Genomic DNA, 23,389 nt, shown 5'->3' on the forward strand with positions numbered 1-23,389 from the left:
AACGGCATCGAGTACGCCATGATGCAGGCCTACGCCGAGGGCTGGGAGCTGCTGGAGAAGGTCGACTCGGTGACGGACGTCCGGGAGGTCTTCCGGTCCTGGCAGGAGGGCACGGTCATCCGTTCCTGGCTGCTGGACCTCGCGGTGAACGCCCTCGACGAGGACGAGCACCTCGACAAGCTGCGCGGTTTCGCGCAGGACTCCGGTGAGGGCCGCTGGACGGTGGAGGCGGCCATCGACAACGCGGTGCCGCTCCCGGCGATCACGGCGTCCCTGTTCGCGCGGTTCGCCTCGCGTCAGGACGACTCCCCGCAGATGAAGATGATCGCGGCGCTGCGCAACCAGTTCGGCGGCCACGCGGTCGAGAAGAAGTAGTCCACAGGACCGTTCAGCGGTCCACAGCGCCGGGGGAGGTCGGCGAAACGCCATGCACGTCACGCATCTGTCGCTGGCCGACTTCCGCTCGTACGCCCGGGTCGAAGTTCCGCTCGATCCGGGCGTCACGGCTTTCGTGGGGCCGAACGGCCAGGGGAAGACGAATCTCGTCGAGGCGGTCGGTTATCTGGCGACCCTCGGCAGTCATCGTGTCGCCTCGGACGCGCCGCTGGTGCGGATGGGCGCGGACCGTGCGGTGATCCGGGCGCAGGTGCGGCAGGGCGAGCGGCAGCAGCTGGTGGAGCTGGAGCTGAACCCGGGCCGCTCGAACCGCGCCAGGATCAACAGGTCTTCGCAGGTCAGGCCGCGGGACGTGCTGGGGATCGTGCGGACGGTGCTGTTCGCGCCGGAGGATCTGGCGCTGGTCAAGGGTGATCCGGGTGAGCGGCGGCGGTTCCTGGACGAGCTGATCACGGCGCGTTCGCCGCGGATGGCGGGGGTGCGGTCGGACTACGACCGGGTGCTGAAGCAGCGCAACACCCTGCTGAAGTCGGCGGCGCTGGCGCGCCGGCACGGTGGCCGTTCGATGGACCTGTCCACGCTGGACGTGTGGGATCAGCATCTGGCGCGTGCGGGTGCGGAGCTGCTGGCGCAGCGGCTGGATCTGATCGGGGCGTTGCAGCCGCTGGCGGACAAGGCGTACGAGCAGCTGGCGCCGGGCGGGGGGCCGCTGGCGCTGGAGTACCGGCCGTCGGCGCCGGGGGAGGCGCAGACGCGTGAGGCCCTGTACGGGCAGTTGACGGCGGCGCTGGCGGAGGCGCGCAAGCAGGAGATCGAGCGGGGTGTGACCCTGGTGGGTCCGCATCGGGACGATCTGCTGCTGAGGCTGGGGCAGTTGCCGGCGAAGGGGTACGCCTCGCACGGTGAGTCCTGGTCGTACGCGCTGGCCTTGCGGCTGGCCTCGTACGACTTGTTGCGGGCCGAGGGCAATGAGCCGGTGCTGGTGCTGGACGACGTCTTCGCGGAGCTGGACGCCCGTCGGCGGGAGCGCCTGGCGGAGCTGGTGGCGCCGGGTGAGCAGGTGCTGGTGACGGCGGCGGTCGACGACGATGTGCCGCATGTGCTCGCGGGGGCGCGGTACGCGGTGTCGGAGGGGACGGTGGAGCGGGTATGACCGCCGAGAATCCCCAGAATCCCCAGAATCCCGTGGATCCCCGGAAGAAGGGTCCCGAGCCGTCCGGTGTCGACCTCGCGCGCGTGGCGTTGCGTGCGGCGAAGGAGCAGGCACGCGCGCGGGGGGACGCGCAGCAGCAGCGGAAGCAGGCGCGGCGCGGGGGCGGTCTGCGCTCCGGGGCGCGCGCCGACGGCCGTGATCCGATGGCGCTGGGCGCGGCGATCAACCGGCTGATCACGGAGCGGGGCTGGGAGACGCCTGCCGCGGTGGGCGGGGTGATGGGCCGCTGGCCGCAGATCGTGGGTCCGGATCTGGCGAACCACTGTGTGCCGCAGAGCTATGACGAGGACGAGCGGGTGCTGGTCGTGCAGTGCGACTCGACGGCGTGGGCGACGCAGCTGCGTCATCTCGCGCCGACGCTGGTGGCGCGGCTCAACGAGGATCTGGGGCACGGCACCGTGCGGATGATCAAGGTGTTGAACCCCGGTGGTCCCGCGCGCCGCTACGGCCCCCTGCGGGCCCCGGGGAGCACGGGTCCCGGCGATACCTACGGGTGACGTACATCACGTGACGGGTCGCGTGGGCGGTCCGTTCGAGCAACTGCGCGCGGTTGCGAATCCGGTCGCGCGCTCGACGTGACTCCCAAGTAGCAAAGGGTTGACACCTCGAAGCGCTGAGTGCCGCTGTGAGCCTCTTGGAGCCCCGTTCCGCATATGGGGAGTCGGGAGACGTCGGTTCAGGGCGGCACATGCGGACTCAGGTACCGGCAAACCCCCATCACTGTCGGCGCTACCGGTAGACTGGAAGCCAATCCCGCCCCGTACGTGGGGACCGCCCGGGAGAAGCTGAGCAACGCTGATCAAGGCTTACCAACGCAACATGCCGCAGCCGCTCCGGCAACCCGCCGACGAGCCCGGCTCGTGCTGTGCCAGAAAGGGCGCTTCGTGGCCGATTCCGGCAACCCCAACGAGAACATCCCGTCCACCGACGCCATGGCCGGCGCACCCGAGGCCAACGCCACGGCGTACGACGCAAGCGCCATCACCGTCCTCGAGGGTCTGGACGCGGTCCGCAAGCGACCGGGTATGTACATCGGCTCGACCGGTGAGCGCGGTCTGCACCACCTGGTGCAGGAGGTCGTCGACAACTCCGTCGACGAGGCGCTGGCCGGGCACGCGGACACCATCGAGGTGACGATCCTGGCCGACGGCGGTGTCCGTGTCGTCGACAACGGCCGCGGTATCCCGGTGGGCATCGTGCCGTCCGAGGGCAAGCCGGCCGTGGAGGTCGTGCTGACGGTGCTGCACGCGGGCGGCAAGTTCGGCGGCGGCGGCTACGCGGTCTCCGGCGGTCTGCACGGCGTGGGTGTGTCCGTGGTGAACGCGCTGTCGACGAAGGTCGCGGTCGAGGTCAAGACGGACGGCCACCGCTGGACGCAGGACTACAAGCTCGGCGTCCCGACGGCTCCGCTCGCTCAGCACGAGGCCACCGAGGAGCACGGCACCTCGGTCACCTTCTGGGCCGACCCGGACATCTTCGAGACGACCGACTACTCCTTCGAGACGCTGTCGCGGCGTTTCCAGGAGATGGCGTTCCTCAACAAGGGTCTGCGGATCAACCTCACCGACGAGCGTGAGTCGGCGAAGGCCACGGCCGGGGCGGACGAGGCGGGCGAGGACGAGAAGCACGAGGTCAAGCGGGTCGAGTACCACTACGAGGGCGGCATCGTCGACTTCGTGAAGTACCTGAACTCCCGCAAGGGCGACCTGGTGCACGCCACCGTCATCGACCTGGAGGCGGAGGACAAGGACAAGCTCCTGTCCCTCGAGGTCGCGATGCAGTGGAACAGCGGCTACACCGAGGGTGTCTACTCCTTCGCGAACATCATCCACACGCACGAGGGCGGTACCCACGAAGAGGGTTTCCGTGCCGCGCTGACGTCGCTGATCAACAAGTACGCGCGCGACAAGAAGCTGCTGCGGGAGAAGGACGACAACCTCACGGGTGACGACATCCGCGAGGGTCTGACGGCGATCATCTCGGTGAAGCTGAGCGAGCCGCAGTTCGAGGGCCAGACGAAGACGAAGCTGGGCAACACCGAGGTGAAGACCTTCGTGCAGAAGGTCGTGTACGAGCACCTCGCGGACTGGCTGGACCGCAACCCGAACGAGGCCGCGGACATCATCCGCAAGGGCATCCAGGCGGCCACCGCGCGCGTGGCGGCCCGCAAGGCGCGGGACCTGACCCGGCGCAAGGGTCTGCTGGAGTCGGCGTCGCTGCCGGGCAAGCTGTCGGACTGCCAGTCGAACGACCCCATCAAGTGCGAGATCTTCATCGTCGAGGGTGACTCCGCCGGCGGTTCGGCGAAGTCCGGCCGGAACCCGCAGTACCAGGCGATCCTCCCGATCCGCGGCAAGATCCTGAACGTGGAGAAGGCGCGGATTGACAAGATCCTGCAGAACCAGGAGATCCAGGCGCTGATCTCGGCCTTCGGCACGGGTGTGCACGAGGACTTCGACATCGAGAAGCTCCGCTATCACAAGATCATCCTGATGGCGGACGCCGACGTCGACGGCCAGCACATCAACACCCTGCTGCTGACCTTCCTGTTCCGCTTCATGCGGCCGCTGGTCGAGGCCGGGCACGTGTTCCTGTCGCGTCCTCCGCTGTACAAGATCAAGTGGGGTCGTGACGACGTGGAGTACGCGTACTCCGACCGTGAGCGCGACGCGCTGCTGGAGATGGGCCGTCAGCGCGGCAAGCGGGTCCGCGAGGACTCCATCCAGCGCTTCAAGGGCCTCGGCGAGATGAACGCCGAGGAGCTGCGGGTGACCACGATGGACGTCGAGCACCGGGTGCTCGGCCAGGTCACCCTCGACGACGCCGCCCAGGCCGACGACCTGTTCTCGGTCCTGATGGGCGAGGACGTCGAGGCCCGCCGCGCGTTCATCCAGCGCAATGCCAAGGACGTCCGCTTCCTCGACATCTGAGTCGGTCTCAGCTGACCGCACCAGGAAGGATCCTCACCAGCAATGGCCGACGAGAACACTCCCGCCACCCCTGAAGAGGGCGGCGAAGTCATCATGCGGATCGAGCCCGTCGGGCTCGAGACGGAGATGCAGCGTTCGTACCTCGACTACGCGATGTCCGTCATCGTGTCCCGCGCGCTGCCGGACGTCCGTGACGGTCTCAAGCCGGTCCACCGTCGCGTCCTGTACGCGATGTACGACGGCGGCTACCGCCCCGAGCGCGGCTTCTACAAGTGCGCGCGCGTGGTCGGCGACGTCATGGGCAACTACCACCCCCACGGCGACTCCTCGATCTACGACGCCCTGGTGCGTCTCGCCCAGCCGTGGTCGATGCGCATGCCGCTCGTCGACTCCAACGGCAACTTCGGTTCCCCGGGCAACGACCCGGCGGCGGCCATGCGCTACACCGAGTGCAAGATGGCGCCGCTGTCGATGGAGATGGTCCGTGACATCGACGAGGAGACCGTCGACTTCACGGACAACTACGACGGCCGCTCCCAGGAGCCGACCGTCCTGCCGGCCCGGTTCCCGAACCTGCTGATCAACGGTTCGGCCGGTATCGCGGTCGGTATGGCGACCAACATCCCGCCGCACAACCTGCGCGAGGTCGCGTCGGGCGCCCAGTGGTACCTGGAGAACCCCGAGGCCACGCACGAGGAGCTGCTGGACGCGCTCATCGAGCGGATCAAGGGCCCGGACTTCCCCACCGGCGCGCTGGTCGTGGGCCGCAAGGGCATCGAGGAGGCGTACCGCACGGGCCGCGGCTCGATCACCATGCGGGCGGTCGTCGAGGTCGAGGAGATCCAGAACCGCCAGTGCCTGGTGGTCACGGAGCTGCCGTACCAGGTCAACCCCGACAACCTCGCGCAGAAGATCGCCGACCTGGTGAAGGACGGCAAGATCGGCGGCATCGCCGACGTCCGCGACGAGACCTCCAGCCGGACCGGGCAGCGCCTGGTGATCGTGCTGAAGCGGGACGCGGTCGCCAAGGTCGTGCTGAACAACCTGTACAAGCACACCGACCTCCAGACGAACTTCGGCGCCAACATGCTGGCGCTGGTGGACGGCGTGCCGCGCACGCTCTCCCTGGACGCGTTCATCCGGCACTGGGTGACGCACCAGATCGAGGTCATCGTCCGCCGTACGCGCTTCCGGCTGCGCAAGGCCGAGGAGCGGGCGCACATCCTGCGCGGTCTGCTGAAGGCGCTGGACGCGATCGACGAGGTCATCGCGCTGATCCGGGGCAGTGAGACGGTCGACGTCGCGCGCACGGGCCTGATGCAGCTCCTGGAGATCGACGAGATCCAGGCCAACGCCATCCTGGAGATGCAGCTGCGTCGGCTGGCCGCCCTGGAGCGCCAGAAGATCATCCAGGAGCACGACGAGCTCCAGGCGAAGATCACCGAGTACAACGCGATCCTGGCCTCGCCGGTCCGTCAGCGCGGCATCGTCAGCGAGGAGCTGGCGGCGATCGTCGAGAAGTACGGCGACGACCGCAAGACCACGCTGGTGCCCTACGACGGTGACATGTCCATCGAGGACCTGATCGCCGAAGAGGACATCGTCGTCACCATCTCGCGCGGCGGCTACGTCAAGCGGACCAAGACGGACGACTACCGTTCGCAGAAGCGCGGCGGGAAGGGCGTGCGCGGCACGAAGCTGAAGGAAGACGACATCGTCGACCACTTCTTCGTCTCCACCACGCACCACTGGCTGCTGTTCTTCACCAACAAGGGCCGGGTGTACCGGGCGAAGGCGTACGAGCTGCCGGACGCCGGCCGGGACGCGCGCGGTCAGCACGTGGCGAACCTGCTGGCCTTCCAGCCGGACGAGGCGATCGCCGAGATCCTCGCGATCCGCGACTACGACGCGGCGCCGTACCTGGTCCTGGCGACCAAGGCCGGTCTGGTGAAGAAGACGCCGCTGAAGGATTACGATTCGCCGCGTTCGGGCGGTGTCATCGCGATCAATCTGCGGGAGCGTGAGGACGGTTCCGACGACGAACTGATCGGCGCCGAGCTGGTTTCGTCCGAGGACGATCTGCTGCTGATCAGCAAGAAGGCTCAGTCGATCAGGTTCACCGCGACGGACGACGCGCTGCGGCCCATGGGCCGTGCCACCTCGGGCGTGAAGGGCATGAGTTTCCGCGAGGGGGACGAGCTGCTCTCGATGAATGTTGTTCGACCCGGTACGTTCGTGTTCACTGCCACCGACGGCGGGTACGCGAAGCGGACTCCCGTCGACGAGTACCGCGTCCAGGGGCGTGGTGGCCTCGGTATCAAGGCCGCCAAGATCGTCGAGGACCGCGGTTCTCTGGTCGGCGCGCTGGTGGTCGAGGAGAGCGACGAGATCCTCGCCATCACGCTGGGCGGCGGTGTGATTCGTACGCGAGTCAACGAGGTCAGGGAGACGGGCCGTGACACCATGGGCGTCCAACTGATCAACCTGGGCAAGCGCGATGCCGTGGTCGGTATCGCACGCAACGCCGAGGCGGGGCGCGAGGCGGAGGAGGTCGACGGCACCGACGCCGTCGACGAGACCGCCGAGGGCGTCGCGACCACCGGCACGGACGAGGGTGAAGCGCCCTCGGCCGAGTAGCACGAGGAGTGAGTCACGTGAGCGGAGCCACGGGCGCCGGATCGGCCGGGACCCCCAGGGGTACGGACACGGACGGCGGCGGCCGTGGCTCCGCCGCGCACACGGGCGACTCGCCCTCACCCGACACGCATGGATCCCAGGGGGGAACTGTGACGGACACCCGAGGCCCGCAGGCCCAGCAGTACGCGGCCGGCCCGGCCCCGGCGGACCGGCAGCAGCCGGCGCAGCCCGCGCCGACGGCCTCGCCGCTGCCCGGCGAGCGGCAGCCGCAGCCCTCTTCGGGGCCCTACCACCCGCCGCAGGCGTACCCGGCGGCCGCTCCGGCCGCGCCGGGCGCTCCGGCGGGCGCGGTGCGCAGGCCCCGTACCGGGGCCCGGACGATGCCGCGTACCCGCAAGGCGCGGCTGCGGGTGGCCAAGGCCGACCCGTGGTCGGTGATGAAGGTCAGCTTCCTGCTCTCCATCGCCCTCGGCATCTGCACGGTCGTCGCCTCGGCGGTGCTGTGGATGGTCATGGACGCGATGGGCGTCTTCTCCACGGTCGGCGGCACGATCTCCGAGGCGACCGGGTCGAACGAGTCGAACGGCTTCGACCTCCAGTCGTTCCTGTCGCTGCCGAACGTCCTGATGTTCGCGTCGATCATCGCGGTCATCGACGTCGTCCTCGCGACGGCGCTGGCCACGCTGGGCGCGTTCATCTACAACCTGTCCGCCGGCTTCGTGGGCGGCGTGGAACTGACGCTGGCCGAGGACGAGTGAACGCCGCTTCAAACCTCTCCTGACGGTCGCCGGACAACCGATTTTGGGACTGCGCACGTCGTGCGCTAATCTTCAGGAGTCAGCGCGCGGGACACACACCGCAGAGCGCGGCGGGGCTATAGCTCAGTTGGTTAGAGCGCATCCCTGATAAGGATGAGGCCACAGGTTCAAATCCTGTTAGCCCCACAGCATCGAGACCCCCGGTCCACTCGGACCGGGGGTCTTTCGCATGGGCGTCCGCGTCCTCGGGGTGCGGAAACGCGAGCGCCCGATCGCTGGCGACGGGGGATGCACCAGCGATCGGGCTGTGGCCAACAGTAACAAGGCTGGTTGAACGGCGGGAGGCGGCCGTTGCGGACCGGGTGGGTGGTGTGAGCGGGATCACGTCACCCGGTCAGTCGGCGCACGGGGGGTCGTAGGAGAGGCGGGGGAGGTACTCCTGCCACTTCTCCTCGGTCAGGACGCCGCGGGTGGTGGCGCAGATGCGTTCGACGGCGCGGTCGACGTCCAGGTCCCACAGGCGGACGGTGTCGGTGCCGCTGGAGACCCCGAGCAGCGGGCTGGTGGGGCTGAAGGACAGGAAGTTGCCCGTCTTGGCGTTGGGGCTCATCGACTGGCCGATGGGGGCGGCGCCGGCGGGGTCGGTGACGTTCCACAGGCGGACGGTGTTGTCGTTGCCGCCGCTGGCGAGGGTGCGGCCGTCCCGGTCGAAGGTCAGGGAGACGACCGCCTCGGTGTGGCCGGTCAGGGTCGCCGCGGGTTCGGCCGTGGCGGCGAGGTCGGTGACGTCCCACAGGCGGACCGTGTCGTCGTCGCTGCCGCTGGCCAGGGTGCGGCCGTCGGGGCTGAACGCCAGCACGTTGACGGGGCCCTCGTGGGCGGAGAGCGGGGCGCCCAGGGCGGTGGCGTGCCCGGGGTCGGAGGTGTTCCACAGCCGGATCGTGCCGTCCGCGCTGCCGCTGGCGAGGGTGCGGCCGTCGGCGGAGAAGCGCAGCGCGTTGACGTAGCCGCGGTGGCCGATCAGGGGCACGCCGGAGGGCGCGGGCCGGGACGGGGTGGAGACGTCCCAGAGTTGGAGGGTGCGGTCGTCGTACGCGGTGGCGAGGGTGCGGCCGTCGGGGCTGAAGGCCAGCGCGTCGGGGCCCATGAACCGGGTGCGCAGGGTCAGGGCCGGGCCGTGGGAGACGGGGTGGGCGGGGTCGGAGACGTCCCACAGGTAGACCGAGCGGTTGCCCGTCAGGACCGCGAGGGTGCGGCCGTCGGGGGCGAACAGCAGGGAGCGCTGCCCGCCGTCGTCCGGCATGAACGGCTTGTTCAGGGCTCGGGGACGGTGCGGGGTGCGTACGTTCCACAGGCGGACGCTGCCGTCCCGGGCGGCGGTGGCGAGGACCTGCCCGTCGGGGCTGAACGCGCCGCTGCGGCCGAACATGTCGGACGTGGGGATCGACCACAGCCGTACCTTGCTGTCGCCGCTGCCCGTCGCGAGGGTCTGCCCGTCGGGGCTGAAGCCCAGCGCGTACATCTCGCCGCTGCTGCCCGCCAGCGGCTCGCCCACCTGGGAGGGGTAGGCCGGGTCGCTGACGTTCCACAGGCTCGCGGTGCTGTCCGCGCTGGCCGCCGCGAGGGTGCCTCCGTCGGGGCTGAAGGCGACCGACCAGATGGGCCCGGTGTGCCCGGTCAGCGGCGGGCCGAGCGCCCCGGCGCGGCGCGGGTCGGCGACGTCCCACAGGCGGACGGTGTCGTCGGCGCCGCCGCTGGCCAGGGTGCGGCCGTCGGGGCTGAAGGCGACCGAGTGGACCAGGTTCGTGTGCCCGGTCAGCCGGGTGCCGTACGGCTCGGGGTCGCGGGGGTCCGACACGTCCCACAGCCGGATCGTGTCGTCGTCGCCGCCAGCGGCCAGGGTGGTGCCGTCCGGGCTGAACGCCACCGACCGCACGGCCGCCCCGGCGCCCTTCAGGGTGCTGACGGTCCTCGGCCGGCCGGGGCCGGCCACGTCCCAGAGGCGGACGGTGCGGTCCTCGCCCGCCGAGGCCAGGGTGCGGCCGTCGGGGCTGAACGCGACCAGGTAGATGGTGCTGCGGTGCCCGGTCATCGGGGTGCGCAGCGGTTCGGGCCGGCGGGGGTCGGTGACGTCCCACAGCCGGATGGTGCCGTCGTCGGAGGCGCTGGCGAGGGTGCGGCCGTCGGGGCTGAAGACCGCGCTGCTCACCCAGCTGGTGTGCCCGGACAGCGGCTCGCCCAAGGGCTTCGGGCGCCCCGGGTCGGACACGTCCCACAGCCGGACGGTGCGGTCGTAGCTGGCGGTGGCCAGGAGCCGGCCGTCGGGGCTGAAGGAGGTGAGGTAGACGGCGCCGGTGTGACCGAGGAGCGGGGTGGCCAGCGGGGCGTTCACGATGGACACCAGCCGGTTGTTGGTGCCCTCGTCGCCGGGGCGCAGCCGGTGCGCCACCAGGTCGAGCTGGGCGGACAGCGACGGGTCGGTGTACTGCACGCGGTCCGCCTCGGCGACCACCTGCTCGAACACGGCGTCGTTGCGCTGCTGCCAGGCCACCACCGCCGAGCCGACGGCGACCAGGGCGAGCACCACCAGCGCCGCGACCGCGCCGCGGCCCAGCCACAGGGTGCGCCGGCGCAGCCGTACGGACGCGGCGAGGAACTCCACCGCGCTGCGGGTGAGGAAGGTGTCGCCGGCGGACCGGGCCCAGGTGTCGGCCTGTTCCAGTCGTGAACCCCGGTAGAGCAGCGAGGAGTCGCGGTGGGAGTCCTCCCAGGAGCGGCCGTCCTCCTCCAGGCGCTGGCGCAGCAGGTTGCCGCCGCGGTCCTCGTCGATCCACTCGCGCAGTCGCGGCCAGGCGTGCAGCAGCGCCTCGTGGGTGATCTCCACGGTCTCCGCGTCCAGGGTGACCAGCCGGGCCCGGACCAGCGCCTCCAGCGACTCCTCCGTCTTGCCCGGGTCGCTGGACTCCGCGGCCAGTTGGCGGCGGGTGCCGCGCCTGCGGGTGGCCTGGGTGTCCTCGCCGAGCCGCACCAGCCGCAGGAGCAGCAGCCGGGCCGCGGTCCGGGCGGCGGGGTCCAGGCTGGACCAGGCCCGTTCGGCGGTCGCGGCGACGGCGCCCTGGATGCCTCCGGCGGCCCGGTAGCCGGCCAGGGTCAGCCGGCCGGACTTGCGGCGCTGCCAGGTGGCCAGCAGGGCGTGCGAGAGCAGCGGTAGGACACCGGCGTCGTGGGCGCCGCGCGGGCCGTCGGCGCTGACCTCGCGCACGATCAGCTCGGCGAGCCCGGGTTCCAGTTCCAGGCCGACGGCCTTGGCGGGGCCGGTCACCGCGTCGCGCAGTTCGGCGCCGGTGAGCGGGCCGAGGACCATGTGCCGGTGCTGGAGGGCGTCGGCGAGTTCCCGGTAGCCGAGGCACTGTTCGTAGAAGTCGGCGCGGATGCCGAGGACGACCAGGGCGGGGGCCGGGCCGCCGTCGGCGGCGGGTGAGGACGCGGCGTGCAGGATGCGTATGAAGGCGTGCCGCTCGCTCTCGTCGGCGCAGAGGGTGAACGCTTCCTCGAACTGGTCCACGATGACGACGGGCCGTCCCGAGGAGCTCCGGCCCGCCCACGCGGTGACCGCGTCCCGCGCGGTCCGCTCTAAGTCCGCGTCCACGCCCACGGCGGCGAGTTCGGGGATGTGGCGGACCAGCTCGGCCCTCGGGTCGGCGCCGGGAACGAGGTGCAGCACCTCCCGCTCACCGTCCAGGGCGCCCTGCCGTACGGCGGGCACCAGACCGGCGTTGAGCAGCGAGGACTTCCCGGCGCCCGAGGCGCCGACCAGCATCAGCAGGCCGCCGGTGCGCTCGGCCGCGCGGAGTTGGTCGACGAGTGCGGCCGTGCTGCGCTCCCGGCCGAAGAACCAGCGGGCGTCCTCCCGCCGGTAGGAGGCGAGCCCCCGGTAGGGGCAGACGACGCCCGGGACGGCCGGGGTCTCGGCGGGCGGCGGTTCCTCCGCGGTGGCCGGGTCGGCCACGGCCCGTTCCCACAGCAGCTGCCACTGGGTGAGGTCGTACAGGCCGGGGGAGACGGGCGAGGGCCGCGCGCGCCGCGCCTGCGGGATCAGGACCTGGAGGACGGCGGCGAGGGCGGTGAACTGGGCCGGTACGTTCTTCGCGCGCCGCCAGTCACTGATGCGCTGCGCGGAGACCCGTACCGGGCGTCCCCGCTCGTCCACGCGCTGGAGCTGGACGACCGCCTCGGAGACCCGTTTGAGGGGCGGATTGCTGGCCTCCCGATACAGGAGCGCAAGACGTTCCGCGAAGGCCGTGCGTGCCCCTGAGTCGGAACTCAAGGCCCCCACCCCTCACTTCCTCCGCTGCTGGACGTCCGGACCGGAAAACTCACTTTATACGGCTGACCTGCGCGGAAGCCCAGAGCGGAAAACCGCGGCCTCCTCGCCGTGGGCCCCAACTGGCAGGATCACACCGCGTAGCCAGTCAACCGCGCGTCGTCCGGAGAGGCTGCAGGCGCCCGCCGCCTCGGCCGCTGTGACGGAAGGACCGCCTTCCCGTCCGCGAGCCTTTCAAGCCCTCCCGAGACCTCGGTCCGTCACGGCGGACCGACTCCAGCGCGTCGTTTGGCACCGGTCCCCGCGAGGGGAGGGACCGGTGCCGAACGACGCGGCATTCCCTTTCCCCGGCCCGGCCCCGCTGTCGGGCTCCCCTTTCCCGCTGCCCTGTCCCGCTCCCCTGTCCGGCCCTTGCCGCTTGCCGGTTTCACCCTGTGGCCGTACCGTCGTTTCTGACGAACCGTCAGATGCGAGGCGGGAGGTAGCCGGCGTGATCGAGGTCGGGAACGGCACCAGGGAACTGCCCAAGGTCATCAGCGTGGACGATCACGTGATCGAGCCCGCGCACCTCTTCGAGACCTGGCTCCCGGCGAAGTACCGGGACAGAGGGCCCAAACCAATCACCGCGGGGATCGGCGAGCTCGCGTACGTCGGCGGGAAGTACCGGTTCACCACCGACCCGGACGGTCAGATCACCGACTGGTGGGAGTACGAGGGCGAGCTGTTCCCGTACAAGCGGATCATCGCGGCCGTCGGGTTCTCCCGGGACGAGATGACCCTCGACGGCATCACCCGCGAGCAGATGCGGCGGGGCTGCTGGGACCCCGAGGCACGGCTCGCCGACATGGACATGAACCATGTGGAGGCCTCGCTCTGCTTCCCCACCTTCCCGCGCTTCTGCGGCCAGACCTTCGCCGAGGCCAAGGACAAGGAGGTCGGGCTGGCCTGTGTGCGCGCCTACAACGACTGGATGGTCGAGGAGTGGTGCGGTGACAGCGGCGGCCGGCTCATCCCGCTCTGCCTGATCCCGCTGTGGGACATCGACCTCGCGGTCGCGGAGATCCGGCGCAACGCCGAACGCGGGGTCAGGGCGGTGACGTTCAGCGAGATCCCGACCTATCTGGGGCTGCCCTCCATCCACTCCGGCTACTGGGACCCCTTCTTCGCGGCCTGCGAGGAGACCGGCACGGTCGTGAACATGCACATCGGGTCCTCCTCGCAGATGCCCGCCGCCTCCCCCGACGCGCCGCCCGCCGTACAGGCCTCGCTGAGCTTCAACAACGCCATGGCCTCGATGATGGACTTCCTCTTCTCCGGCGTCCTGGTGAAGTTCCCCCGGCTGAAGCTCGCCTACAGCGAGGGCCAGATGGGCTGGATCCCCTACGCCCTGGAGCGCGCCGACGACGTCTGGGAGGAGCACCGGGCCTGGGGCGGGGTGAAGGACCTGATCCCGGAGCCGCCGTCGACGTACTACTACCGGCAGATCTTCTGCTGCTTCTTCCGGGACCGGCACGGCATCGAGGCGATCGACACGGTGGGCGTGGACAACGCCACCTTCGAGACGGACTACCCGCACGTCGACTCGACCTGGCCGCACACCAAGCAGGTGGCGGAGGAGCATGTCGCGGGCCTGTCCGAGGAGGTCACCTACAAGCTGATGCGGGGCAACGCCATCAGGATGCTCGATCTGCCCTTCGACCGCTGAGCCGGCCGCGCGGGAGGCGGGGCGGGAGGCGGCGCGGGGGTTCGGTGCCGGGTGAGGCGGTGGCGGGGTCGGGGCAGTGGCGGAGGAGCGGTGACGGAGGGGCGGTGACGGAGGGGCGGTGGCGGGGTCGGGCGGTGGCGGGGTGAAGGGGGACGGGACCGTCAGGCCGGTTGGTTGGGGGCGTAGGTCCAGGTCGAGGCCGCCAGGGCCCGTGCCCTGGACTCCGCGACCGCCATCCTGGCCGCCCGCTCCGCCGGGTCGACGTGCGAGGCATGGCCGGTGACCTGGCCCGACCACTTGCGGTAGAGCAGACCGGCCTCGGCGGTGAACCAGCCGCGGCTCACGGCGTTCAGGGCCAGCAGCAGGCCGGTGTCCTCGGAGGCCGGCAGGGCCATCCAGCCGCCCAGGGCGAGCAGTAAGTCCCGGCGGACGCACAGCGAGGCGGGGTGGACGGGGGCGCGGAAGTCGTTGGTCCGCCAGGAGTCCAGCAGCGCGCCCCGCTCTATCGGCCCGGCCTCAGGGTCGCCGGGGAAACCCGCGGTCGAGCCGTCCGGCAGCAGGTCCAGCACCCCGGACGTGGTCCAGCCGATGCCGGGACCGCCCTCCAGGGCGGCCAGATCGCGGGCGAGGGCGCCGGGCGTCAGCCGGTCGTCGGCGTCGAGAACCTTCACGTACGGGCCGTCGGCGTGCGCGAGCGCGATGGTGCGGGCGACTCCGGGGCCGCCGGGCCTGCCCTGCCGGAACGTGACCCGCGCGTCGTCCGGGATGTACGGGGCTACCGCGTCACCGGTCCCGTCCTCCTGCACCACCCACCGCCAGGTCCATCCGTCGGGGAGCTCCTGCTCGCACAACGACGTGTAGGCCTCCGGCAGGAAGCGTGCCGAGGGACCGTGGACAGCGGTGACGATGATGACGTGCCGGCGCACTGCGGCCCTCACCACCCTTCCGGATCGGTGGTGAACAGCAGCTCGGTGCGGTCGCCGGGCGGGGTCTGGCGGGACGGGCGGCTCTGGCGGGACGGGCGAGTCTGGTGGGACGGGCGGGACGGCTCGTGTGGGGTCGGCACCGGTAAGCGGGTGCGGCGACAGCCTGGGTCGGGCTTGGGCTGGTCGGAGTCGGGCTGGTCGGGGTGGGCCGCGATCGGCTCGCGGAGCGTGGAGCGGTTGACCGGCCCGCGGGGGGCGTTCTCAGGGGTTCGACAGGTGGGGCAGGCGTGTCGGAGGAGGGAGGTGTCGGCGTGGACGCCGAACGTGTCCGCGGACTCCTCACCCGCCTCGGTCTCGCCGTGTTCGGTTCGTAAGACCAAGTCGGAGGGGCTCAGGCCGGTGTCGTACTCGGTGGTCCCGGGGGCGGCACGCTCGAAGGGCGGGCAGTGCGCTCGGTCCCTCTCCCACTGGTGGCGCCGGCTGTCGCGTACCGCGGGAGTGCGAGGCATGGAGCAAGGCTACGACGCTGTCCTGACACCGTGTCGTCCGGCATGGTCCCTGTCTGCGGTACCTGGGACTTGGCGGAACGGGCCGTGCGGGACGGGGAGTTGTGGGACGGGGAGTTACGGGGAACGGGCCCGGTCACCGCTGGAGCGGGATGCGCGCGGCCTGGGCCGGGATGCGCGTGCCGACGATCCTGCCGGAAGCCGTGCCGGGGGTGGCGCCGGTGGTCGTGCCGGGGATCGTGCCGGTGGTGGCGTCGGCGTTGGCGGTCTGCGTGGCGCTGTTCGCGGCATCGGGGGTGGCGCCGTTCGGCGTGCTGCTCGTGGTGCTGGCAGTGCTCGTGCCGCTCGTGGTGCCGGTGCCGTCGGCGGTCCGGGGGGAGGAGTCGCAGTCGCGCGGCGCGGACTCGTCGGTCTCGGTGTCCGAGGGGGCGTGATGGCGGCAGCTGGGCGTCTTGCCGTGCGCCTCGGCGCGGATGCGCTGCTTCATCGTGGGCGGCAGTGACCTGGAGTACGACCAGGGCAGCGGGACGAACGCCGGCACGGCCGCCTCCTCGGCGTTGTCGGTGCCGTCGGTGCCGCGGGCCGACTCGGTCAGCGGCGCGGCCGCGGCGGAGGTGGAGGTGACGAGTCCGAGCGCCGTGCACAGCGCGAGGAAGGCGGTGACGAGGGCGGTCCACAACTTCATGACCTGGTTCCGGGCCATGGCCCCTCACTTTCAGGTTGGGCGATTTGCGTAGTTTCCCAATGATGTGTATGGGCTCCGCGAAGTGTTGGACCTGGGCCCGTGGCGCGTCGATCTTCGGATGAACACCACTCGGATGGGTGCAAGCCGCTGGAAAAGTGAAGAAGTGGCCGAAAGTAACCGCGCGTAGGGGTGTGATCACCCTCCGATCGGAGCGGTGACCTCCGTTCTACTGCGGTCCGCGGGAGGCGAGTTGAGGGCCTCCCCGCAGGTCACCGATCGATATCGGTCGGTGTGTATAGTCGGGCGCCAGAGGTCCCCTACGTCAAAGAAAGACGAGGTCGCGCGGTGAAGAAGCTTCTCCTGGTCGCACTGGCCGCCATCGGCGGGCTCCTCGTGTACCGCCAGATCCAGGCGGATCGCGCCGAGCAGGATCTGTGGACGGAGGCGACTGACTCCGTGCCCACGGGTTCGTGACAAGCCTGAACTGAGAACAGACCCCGGCCGTCGTTGCGGTCGGGGTTTTGTGTTGCCCGGACACGGTCCGCGCCGCCGCTTCGATGCCGAACGGATCCGGGCGTTTCGGACGCCTGTACGGATTGTGCGGGCGGCGCGCGGGCCGGATGGGCAGGATGGGGCACGTTCCGCGGTCCGGCGACGACAAGGGGTGACGCGAGATGGGGCGGCGTACGGCGTGGTGGCGTGCGGTGTGCCGCGTGGCCGTCGTGGCCGCGGTGGCCGGGGCGCTCGGCACGGCCGGCGCCGGGGTCGGGACGCCGTCCGCGGTTGCGGCCGGGACGCCGGCACCTTATGGCTTCTCCCCGGACGCCACCGCCGTACCCGGAGTCGCCGGCACCGCCGACACCGCGCTCCTGCAACCCGGACGGACCTACCGAAGTTCCCTTCCGGTCACCGGTGGCGTCCACTACCGCCTCGAACTCGACGCCGCCTCCCGGATCTACGTCTCCGCCACCGCGGTGCCCCCGGCGGACGCCACCGTCTCCGCCTCCGACGGCATCCGGGTCTCGGTGCGGGACGCCGAGGGTGACTCCTGCTCCTTCGAGACCGAGAGCTACGGCGGCGGCCGCAGCGCCCGCCCGATCACGGCCGTCGCCGCACGGGAACCCTCGGCGGAGCGCTCGCGCTGCGCGGGCGCCGGCACCTACTACGCCGTCGTCGAACGCGTCGGCACCACCGCCCCCGAAGACGTCGCCTGGGACCTCGAACTCGCCACCTTCTCGGAACCGCCCCTGCGTGACACCGCGGCCACCACCGCCCCCGAGAGCTGGGACTCCGCCTCCCCCGAACCCGTCACCGGCGAGGCCGAGACCCGCGACGGCGGCACCGGGTTCGCCTCGGCCGTCCCCCTCGCCCAGGGCGTCTGGCGCGCCGACGTCGTCCCCGGCCAGACCGCGTTCTACAAGGTGCCGGTCGGCTGGGGCGAACAACTGTCCGCCTCCGCGGAGCTGGCGGGTTCGGCCGAGGGCTCCCGGATCGCCGTCGGAGCGCTGGAACTCTCCGTCCACAACCCGGTGCGCGCCCCGCTCGACGACGTGAGCCTCAACTACCACGGCACCCGGCGCTCCGTGGCCCTCGATCCCCTGCCCCCAGTGGCGTACGAGAACCGGTACGGGAACACCGACCAGGTCAGAGGGGTGCGCTTCGGCGGCTCCTACTACCTGGTCGTGCATGTCGCCCCGCAGTTGGCGGAGCGGTTCGGGGACGGACCGTACGCCCTGACGCTGCGGGTGCGGGTCGACGGCCCGGAAGAGCGCGGACCCGCCTACGCGGGCCGGTTCGCGCCCCGGGACGTGTTCACCGCGGTGGAGGCGGGGGAGCCGGGCGGCCCGGCGGCCTCCGGGGGCGGCAGCGGGGGTGACGACACGGTCCTGACCCTCGTCGCGGTCGGCGGCATCGGGGGCGGCACCGTGATTCTGGCCGTGCTCGCGGTGTGGGCCGGCGCGGGACGGCGGCGGGCGCCCCAGTCCTGGTCCCGGTGAGGGCCGCTGCTCAGAGCTGGGCCAGGGCCCAGAATCCCGTGGCGTAGCAGGCCAGGGCGAGCAGCAGCAGCGGGATCGCCACCCGGGCGGGCGGTCCGGTGCGGCGTGCGGCGCGGCGGCGCGCGGCGCGACGTCCCACGGCGGCGGGAACCTCGGGGACTTGGGCGGTGTATGAAGCAGTGGAGGCCGTGTCGGGGCCCTGGTGGTGCGCCGGCGGGGGCGGCGGTGGGGGCGGCGGGGCCGCGTGCGCGGGTCGGGGCGCGGAGGCGTTCTGGGCCGTGGACGGGGTTGGGGTTGGGGTCGGGGTCGGCGTCGGTGTGGGGGGCTGTGCCGGGTACTGCGGGACGTAGGAGCGGGGGGTGGACAGCAGATGGGTGGAGCCGTCGGGGGACTGCTCGGGTACGGGGGCCTGTTGGGCCTGTTGGGGTTGGTGGGCCTGCTGGTGGGGCTGGTGTTGCGGGGAGTGCGGTGGCGGGCGGTGCGGGGGCCGGGGGTGCGGTGCCTGGGAGTGCGGTGCCTGGGGTGGGGGGAGTGGGAAGCCGCCGCTGTCCGAGGCGCCGGGCAGGGGTCGCGCGGGTGTGGGGTCGACCCCCGGTGCCTTCCTGAGCGGACCCTGGGGGCCGAAACCCTGCGGCAGCGGACCGAGTTGGTCGAAGATCTCGATCGCCTCGTCGTCCGCGCCCGGCTCCGGCAGCAGCTCGGCCGCCGCCGCAAGGGCCTTGCGCGCACCCGTCGCCGTACGGAACCGTGCCTGCGGATCGGGCTGCAACAAGGTCGCCACGACCTGCCACAGCGGCTCCGGGATCCCCTTGGGCGCACCCGGCGTGCCGTGCGCGGCGAAATACTCGATGAGCGCCTTGGCGTCCGGCTTGGCGCCCTCCAGCAGATACAGCGCCACCAACCCCACGGCGAACAGATCCGAGGGGAAGTCCGGCTCCGCGCCCAGCAGTTGCTCCGGCGCGAGATATCCCGGCGTCCCCACCACGAGGTTGGTCTCCGTCAGCCGCGGCTCGCCCAGCCGCATCGCGATGCCGAAGTCCGACAGCCGCAACCGCGGCCTGCCCGTGCCCGTCGCCTCCAGCAGCACATTGGCGGGCTTGATGTCACGGTGCACCACGTCCTCCGCGTGCACCGCGGCCAGCCCGGACAGCAACTGGTCGAGCAGGGTGCAGACGAACGGCGCGGGCAGCGGGCCGTAGTCGCCGACGAGGTGGACCAGCGAACCACCGGTGACCAGGTCCATCGTGAACAGGACCTTGTCGTCGTCGGCGGCCCAGCTGGCCGGCGCCAGCACATGGGGATGATCGATCCGCAGGGCCTGCTCGCGCACAAAACGCAGCAGGGAGTGCGCGTCGCTCTGCTGGAGCACCTTGGCGGCCACATAGCGGCGCCTGCGGTGGTCCCAGGCACGCCACACCGCGCCCACCCCACCGCGCCCGATCGGGTCGACCAGTTCGTACCGCCCGGCGAAGACCTCACCCATGACCGTGCGCCGCTCCTCCCCCTCCGTCTACCCCCGTTGCTTCCCCCTCGACGAGCGATACGACTCCCCCTCGCGCTGTGACGCACGCCCCCTTCGAGCCACGGGACGCGACCCGCACGCGTCCCCGGCTCCACCCACCCGGCTGCCGGCCCCCTCCGGCTGCCGGACCCCCTCCGGCGGCCGGGACGCGCGGTCAGCTCTGGTGCGACTGGTAGTGCGCCACCGCGTCGGACGTACGGCCCGCGCCGTACACCCGCAGGAACTCGGCCAGCTCCGGATGGGTCGGCGCCAGCGAGTCCGCGGCATCGATGATGTCGCCGGCGGCCGCGACCGAACGCAGCAGCGACTGGATCTCCCGGACCACCCGCTTGACCGTCGGCGCCCCCGAACTGGTCGTCGACTGCGCGGTATTGCTGAGCACCGATCCCCCCTGGGACTTCTTGATCTCGTCCATGCGCTCGGTGGCCTCGGCGGCACTCACACTGCCGTCCGCCACCTGACCCGCCAGGTCCTGCAGCAACTGCACCCGCTGCACCACCGCCGGATTGCCGATCTTCGCCCGCTGACCGCTCATCAGCTGCGACAGCATCGGCGCCGACAGCCCCAGGACCCCCGCCAGCCGAGCCTGGTTCAGACCAAGATCGTCTATGAGCTTACGGAAGAGCGCCCCCAGCGGCTCCCCATACCAGTTCCGCTGCAATTCCCGCGCTCTTGCGGTGGCTTCCTGCTGTGCGGCGTCCATTGCGTCTCCCCATCGCTTCCCCAGAACCGCGGTTCGCTGTAGCGAACCACGCGGCAGCATCTTACGGAGAGTGGTCGGTCACCGGGACCCCCAATCTTTTTGCGAGATACCCGGGGCGACCCGGTACTCTGGTTCGCGGCGCCCACCGGAAACGAGGTACATCCGGCCGGACGCTCCTGTCCCGGGGCCTTAGCTCAGTTGGTAGAGCGCTGTCTTTGCATGGCAGATGTCAGGGGTTCGACTCCCCTAGGCTCCACAAAAACACCCCCTGAACTGCGGAAACGCAGTTCAGGGGGTGTTCTCGTGCGAGCGCGCGCCGTCCCGCATCCTGGCGGACCACCGCATCCGTCGTCACCACCCGCGCAAGGACCCCGACGGACAGCAGCCGGCTCAGCGCCACCCACCCGGCCGCACCACGCTCCCCGACCGACAGCGCCCCTCCGCTCGAGCAGACCGCTCGGACGCCGCCGGCAGCCCGGCCCGCCCCGCCGGCCGAGCGCGCGCACCCGGCTCGCCCTTCGCCCACGTGTGAGAGCCCGGCTCGCGCGCCTCCTTCACCAACTGCTTCACCGTGAGCCGGCAGATCAGCTCCTTCACCTTCGCACCCGTCCAACCACCGAGGTGAAGCCGCTTCGCCACGTCGTCCTTGCCCGCGGACTGGAAGACACCCGCACGACGCCCCAGACTGATGCGCTGCCCGGCGAACCCCAGGTCCACAGCAGCGGGCCGCACCCCCGCGATACGCCCCAGCACCGTGTCCGCCGCATGCGACCCGAGCGGACCCGCCGCCTGGCAGCTCATCCGGAACGGCACCCCCGAAGGCGCCGCCGAATCTCCCGCCGCGACGATCCGCTCGTCATCCACGCTCGTCAGCGTCTCGTCGGTCAGCAACCGACCCACCGCATCCGTGCTCAGCCCACTACGAGCAGCCAGATCCGGCACACCGAACCCAGCGGTCCAGATCGTCACGTCGCTCGACAGTTCCGGCCATCACCCAGCCGCACCCCGTGCTCGGTCACCTCGACGACCTTCGTCCCCGGCCCTTCGAGCACCGTCACGCCCAGACCCGCCAACCGCCGTGCTCTCCGCCATGGTTCTCCCCTCCGAGAAGTCAGGGATGCCACCCGAGCCACCCTCACGGCCCCCCGCCGACGCACCGCTTCGGTGACACTCATGGGACAAGCGACACCCACCGCGCGTGACACGAAGCGATATGACCCACGTCACGCCCACGGGCGGGCCCCGCCCGCATCCCCCGCCACCGGGCCCCGCCATCGGGCCCCACCCGGCCTCAAAACCCTTGCCGCGAAGGCTTTCCCGCTGACAGCCTGCAACCCGTGATCGACACGCCAGCGCCACTCGACGACTCACTCGACGACTCACTCGACGACTACACCAGCCACCGCCGCCTGCTCTTCGGCACCGCGTACCGGATGCTCGGCAGCGTCGCCGACGCCGAAGACGTCCTCCAGGACGCCTGGCTCAAGTGGTCCCAGACCGACCGCGACGCGGTCGCCAACCCCCGCGCCTACCTGGTCCGCACGGTCACCAACCTCTGCCTGAACCGCCTCACCTCGGCCCGCGCCACCCGCGAGTCCTACATCGGCGAATGGCTCCCCGAACCCTGGCTCACCACCCCCGACAGCAGCGAGCAGACCGAACGCGCCGACAGCGTCTCCATGGCCCTCATGGTGGTCCTGGAGAGCCTCAGCCCTGTCGAACGTGCCGTCTTCGTCCTCCGCGAGGTCTTCGGCTACTCACACGCCGAGATCGCCACCATCCTCGACCGCAGCGAAGCCGCCGTCCGCCAGACCGCGCACCGCGCCCGCGAACACGTCGAAGCCCGCCGCCCCCGCTACGACACCGACCAGGAACAACGCAGAGCCGTCACCGAACGCTTCCTCGCCGCCTGCACCGGCGGCGACCTCAACGCCGTCATGGAACTCCTCGCCCCCGACGTCACCGCCTGGGCCGACGGCGGCGGCAAGGTCACCGCGGCCCGCCGCCCCCTCCACGGCACGGACTCCGTCGCCCGCTGGCTCCTCGGCGTACTCGCCAAACCCGAACTCCAGGACGTCACCTGGGAACACGCCGTCGTCAACGGCGAACACAGCGTCCTCTACCGCAGGAACGGAGAACCCGTCGGAGCACTCACCTTCGACCTCAACGACGGACTCATGCAGAACCTGCGCCTTCAGGGCAACCCCGACAAACTCAGCGGCCTGTCCTGACCCCGGCCGGCTGACCGGCCGGCCGACCACACCGCCGCACCCCCTGTTTCACGTGAAACAGCCCCGAGGGGCGGGAAACCCCCGACAGGTCTCCCGCCCCACGGGACGGACTGAACGAGACGCCCTCAGATCACGGACGCTCGTCGCGGTTCGCGGCCTCTTCCTCGGCCTGCTTCGCCTCCACCTCGGGATCGAGCACCGTCCCGTCCACCGAGGTCAGCCGGCCCGACTCGGGAACCTCCGTCGCCGCCGGCGGCTCCACCAGCCAATCCGGATTCGCCTGCTTGTCCCACCACTTCCACGCGGCGAACGCGGCACCCGCCAGAGCGCCCACCACCAGCACCGTCTTCGCGAACCGGCCCGCCCGCCGACGCCGCTCGTGCTTGCGCGCCAGCCTCCGGATGTCATCCGCGGACACATGACCGCCCAGAGCGACCAGCGCCGCGGCACCACGCATGGCCGCCTCGTCCTTCACCGGACCGGCCGCCGCCACAGCCTGCTCCAACTTCGGCAACGAGTAGTCCGCCGCCTGCCGGGCAGCGATACGGGTACGGAGTGCGGCTTCATGGGCGGCTTGGTCGACCTTCGGCGGCACATGAGTCCGGGCCTGCTCCAAACGGGGCACGACATGAGCGTCGTACTGGACACGGGCCTGCTCAGCGGCCTGGGACACCATCGGCGCCAGCCGCGCACGTGCCTCGTGCGCGTAATGGGCGGCCGTGTCCTTGGCTGTGCCGGCGTAGGGCGCCACCACGTCCGCGGCGTGCCGCACGCTGTCCTTCGCCGAGCCGGCTGCGGCGCGCACGCTGTCTTTGCGGGTCACGGGGTCCTCCTCCTCGGTGGCGTTACGTTAATT

15 protein-coding genes, 2 tRNA genes and 3 pseudogenes are annotated in these 23,389 nt (G+C 71.2%); 12 read left to right on the forward strand and 8 right to left on the reverse strand.

Annotation, left to right across the window (positions count from 1 at the left end; all coding sequences use genetic code 11):
• The 7 genes and pseudogenes from AB0E07_RS05780 to AB0E07_RS05810 form a co-directional block, all read left to right on the forward strand.
• A pseudogene (locus AB0E07_RS05780) lies at positions 1 to 375 on the forward strand (6-phosphogluconate dehydrogenase); the annotation flags it as partial.
• A gap of 52 nt (positions 376 to 427) precedes the next feature.
• The gene (gene recF / locus AB0E07_RS05785) at positions 428 to 1,549 is read left to right on the forward strand and encodes a DNA replication/repair protein RecF (protein WP_362246847.1); all 1,122 of its coding nucleotides are present in this window, start codon (positions 428 to 430) and stop codon (positions 1,547 to 1,549) included.
• The gene (locus AB0E07_RS05790; protein WP_362246849.1) at positions 1,546 to 2,106 is read left to right on the forward strand and encodes a DciA family protein; all 561 of its coding nucleotides are present in this window, start codon (positions 1,546 to 1,548) and stop codon (positions 2,104 to 2,106) included. The genes recF and AB0E07_RS05790 overlap by 4 nt, the downstream gene beginning before the upstream one ends.
• Positions 2,107 to 2,493: 387 nt before the next feature.
• Positions 2,494 to 4,539 carry a DNA topoisomerase (ATP-hydrolyzing) subunit B gene (gene gyrB / locus AB0E07_RS05795; RefSeq protein WP_362246851.1) on the forward strand — a complete coding sequence of 682 codons (2,046 nt, stop codon included), beginning with the start codon at positions 2,494 to 2,496 and terminating at the stop codon, positions 4,537 to 4,539.
• A 42-nt stretch (positions 4,540 to 4,581) separates the two neighbouring features.
• Positions 4,582 to 7,176, forward strand: coding sequence for a DNA gyrase subunit A (gene gyrA, locus AB0E07_RS05800; protein ID WP_362246853.1), 2,595 nt, complete (start codon positions 4,582 to 4,584; stop codon positions 7,174 to 7,176).
• Between the two features lie 17 nt (positions 7,177 to 7,193).
• A complete protein-coding gene (locus AB0E07_RS05805) occupies positions 7,194 to 7,934 on the forward strand; it encodes a DUF3566 domain-containing protein (protein ID WP_362246855.1) in 741 nt (246 codons plus the stop codon).
• 112 nt (positions 7,935 to 8,046) lie between these two features.
• Positions 8,047 to 8,120, forward strand: a tRNA-Ile gene (locus tag AB0E07_RS05810).
• Positions 8,121 to 8,328: 208 nt separating this feature from the next.
• Here the strand turns inward: AB0E07_RS05810 and AB0E07_RS05815 are convergent.
• Positions 8,329 to 12,270 carry a hypothetical protein gene (locus AB0E07_RS05815; protein WP_362246857.1) on the reverse strand — a complete coding sequence of 1,314 codons (3,942 nt, stop codon included), beginning with the start codon at positions 12,268 to 12,270 and terminating at the stop codon, positions 8,329 to 8,331.
• A 478-nt stretch (positions 12,271 to 12,748) separates the two neighbouring features.
• Between AB0E07_RS05815 and AB0E07_RS05820 the strand changes: the two genes are divergently transcribed.
• Positions 12,749 to 13,963: an amidohydrolase family protein gene (locus AB0E07_RS05820; protein WP_362246859.1), complete on the forward strand. Its 1,215-nt coding sequence runs from the start codon at positions 12,749 to 12,751 to the stop codon at positions 13,961 to 13,963.
• 161 nt (positions 13,964 to 14,124) lie between these two features.
• Here the strand turns inward: AB0E07_RS05820 and AB0E07_RS05825 are convergent, their stop codons facing one another.
• From AB0E07_RS05825 to AB0E07_RS05835, 3 genes and pseudogenes are all read right to left on the reverse strand, one after another.
• Positions 14,125 to 14,901: a glycosyltransferase gene (locus AB0E07_RS05825; RefSeq protein ID WP_362246861.1), complete on the reverse strand. Its 777-nt coding sequence runs from the start codon at positions 14,899 to 14,901 to the stop codon at positions 14,125 to 14,127.
• Complete coding sequence (locus AB0E07_RS05830; RefSeq protein WP_362246863.1) at positions 14,898 to 15,398, reverse strand: GntR family transcriptional regulator; 501 nt, start codon at positions 15,396 to 15,398, stop codon at positions 14,898 to 14,900. The genes AB0E07_RS05825 and AB0E07_RS05830 overlap by 4 nt, the downstream gene beginning before the upstream one ends.
• 415 nt (positions 15,399 to 15,813) lie before the next feature.
• Positions 15,814 to 16,098: pseudogene (locus AB0E07_RS05835) on the reverse strand (DUF6344 domain-containing protein); the annotation flags it as partial.
• A gap of 327 nt (positions 16,099 to 16,425) precedes the next feature.
• On the opposite strand from AB0E07_RS05835, the gene AB0E07_RS05840 reads away from it, so the two are divergent.
• Both AB0E07_RS05840 and AB0E07_RS05845 read left to right on the forward strand, forming a co-directional pair.
• Entirely contained in the window at positions 16,426 to 16,554 is a 129-nt protein-coding gene (locus AB0E07_RS05840) for a DLW-39 family protein (protein ID WP_003999697.1), read from the forward strand.
• 239 nt (positions 16,555 to 16,793) lie between these two features.
• A complete protein-coding gene (locus AB0E07_RS05845; protein ID WP_362246865.1) occupies positions 16,794 to 18,077 on the forward strand; it encodes a hypothetical protein in 1,284 nt (427 codons plus the stop codon).
• Between the two features lie 10 nt (positions 18,078 to 18,087).
• Here AB0E07_RS05845 and AB0E07_RS05850 read toward each other — a convergent pair whose 3' ends face one another.
• Both AB0E07_RS05850 and AB0E07_RS05855 read right to left on the reverse strand, forming a co-directional pair.
• Positions 18,088 to 19,560: a serine/threonine-protein kinase gene (locus AB0E07_RS05850; RefSeq protein ID WP_362246867.1), complete on the reverse strand. Its 1,473-nt coding sequence runs from the start codon at positions 19,558 to 19,560 to the stop codon at positions 18,088 to 18,090.
• Between the two features lie 193 nt (positions 19,561 to 19,753).
• Complete coding sequence (locus tag AB0E07_RS05855) at positions 19,754 to 20,302, reverse strand: DNA-binding protein (protein ID WP_362246869.1); 549 nt, start codon at positions 20,300 to 20,302, stop codon at positions 19,754 to 19,756.
• Positions 20,303 to 20,485: 183 nt separating this feature from the next.
• Between AB0E07_RS05855 and AB0E07_RS05860 the strand changes: the two genes are divergently transcribed.
• A tRNA-Ala gene (locus AB0E07_RS05860) sits at positions 20,486 to 20,558 on the forward strand.
• Positions 20,559 to 20,692: 134 nt separating this feature from the next.
• Here AB0E07_RS05860 and AB0E07_RS05865 read toward each other — a convergent pair.
• Positions 20,693 to 21,384 (reverse strand): annotated as a pseudogene (locus AB0E07_RS05865) (FAD-dependent oxidoreductase); the annotation flags it as partial.
• 258 nt (positions 21,385 to 21,642) lie between these two features.
• Between AB0E07_RS05865 and AB0E07_RS05870 the strand changes: the two are divergent.
• Positions 21,643 to 22,533 (forward strand): RNA polymerase sigma-70 factor, encoded by an 891-nt coding sequence (locus tag AB0E07_RS05870; protein WP_362247386.1) that lies wholly within the window; start codon positions 21,643 to 21,645, stop codon positions 22,531 to 22,533.
• A gap of 130 nt (positions 22,534 to 22,663) precedes the next feature.
• Here AB0E07_RS05870 and AB0E07_RS05875 read toward each other — a convergent pair whose 3' ends face one another.
• Entirely contained in the window at positions 22,664 to 23,356 is a 693-nt protein-coding gene (locus AB0E07_RS05875) for a DUF5324 family protein (protein ID WP_362246871.1), read from the reverse strand.
• Positions 23,357 to 23,389 lie beyond the last annotated feature (33 nt).

This window comes from Streptomyces sp. NPDC048002 (genome assembly GCF_040653275.1).
Classification (GTDB): Bacteria; Actinomycetota; Actinomycetes; order Streptomycetales; family Streptomycetaceae; genus Streptomyces.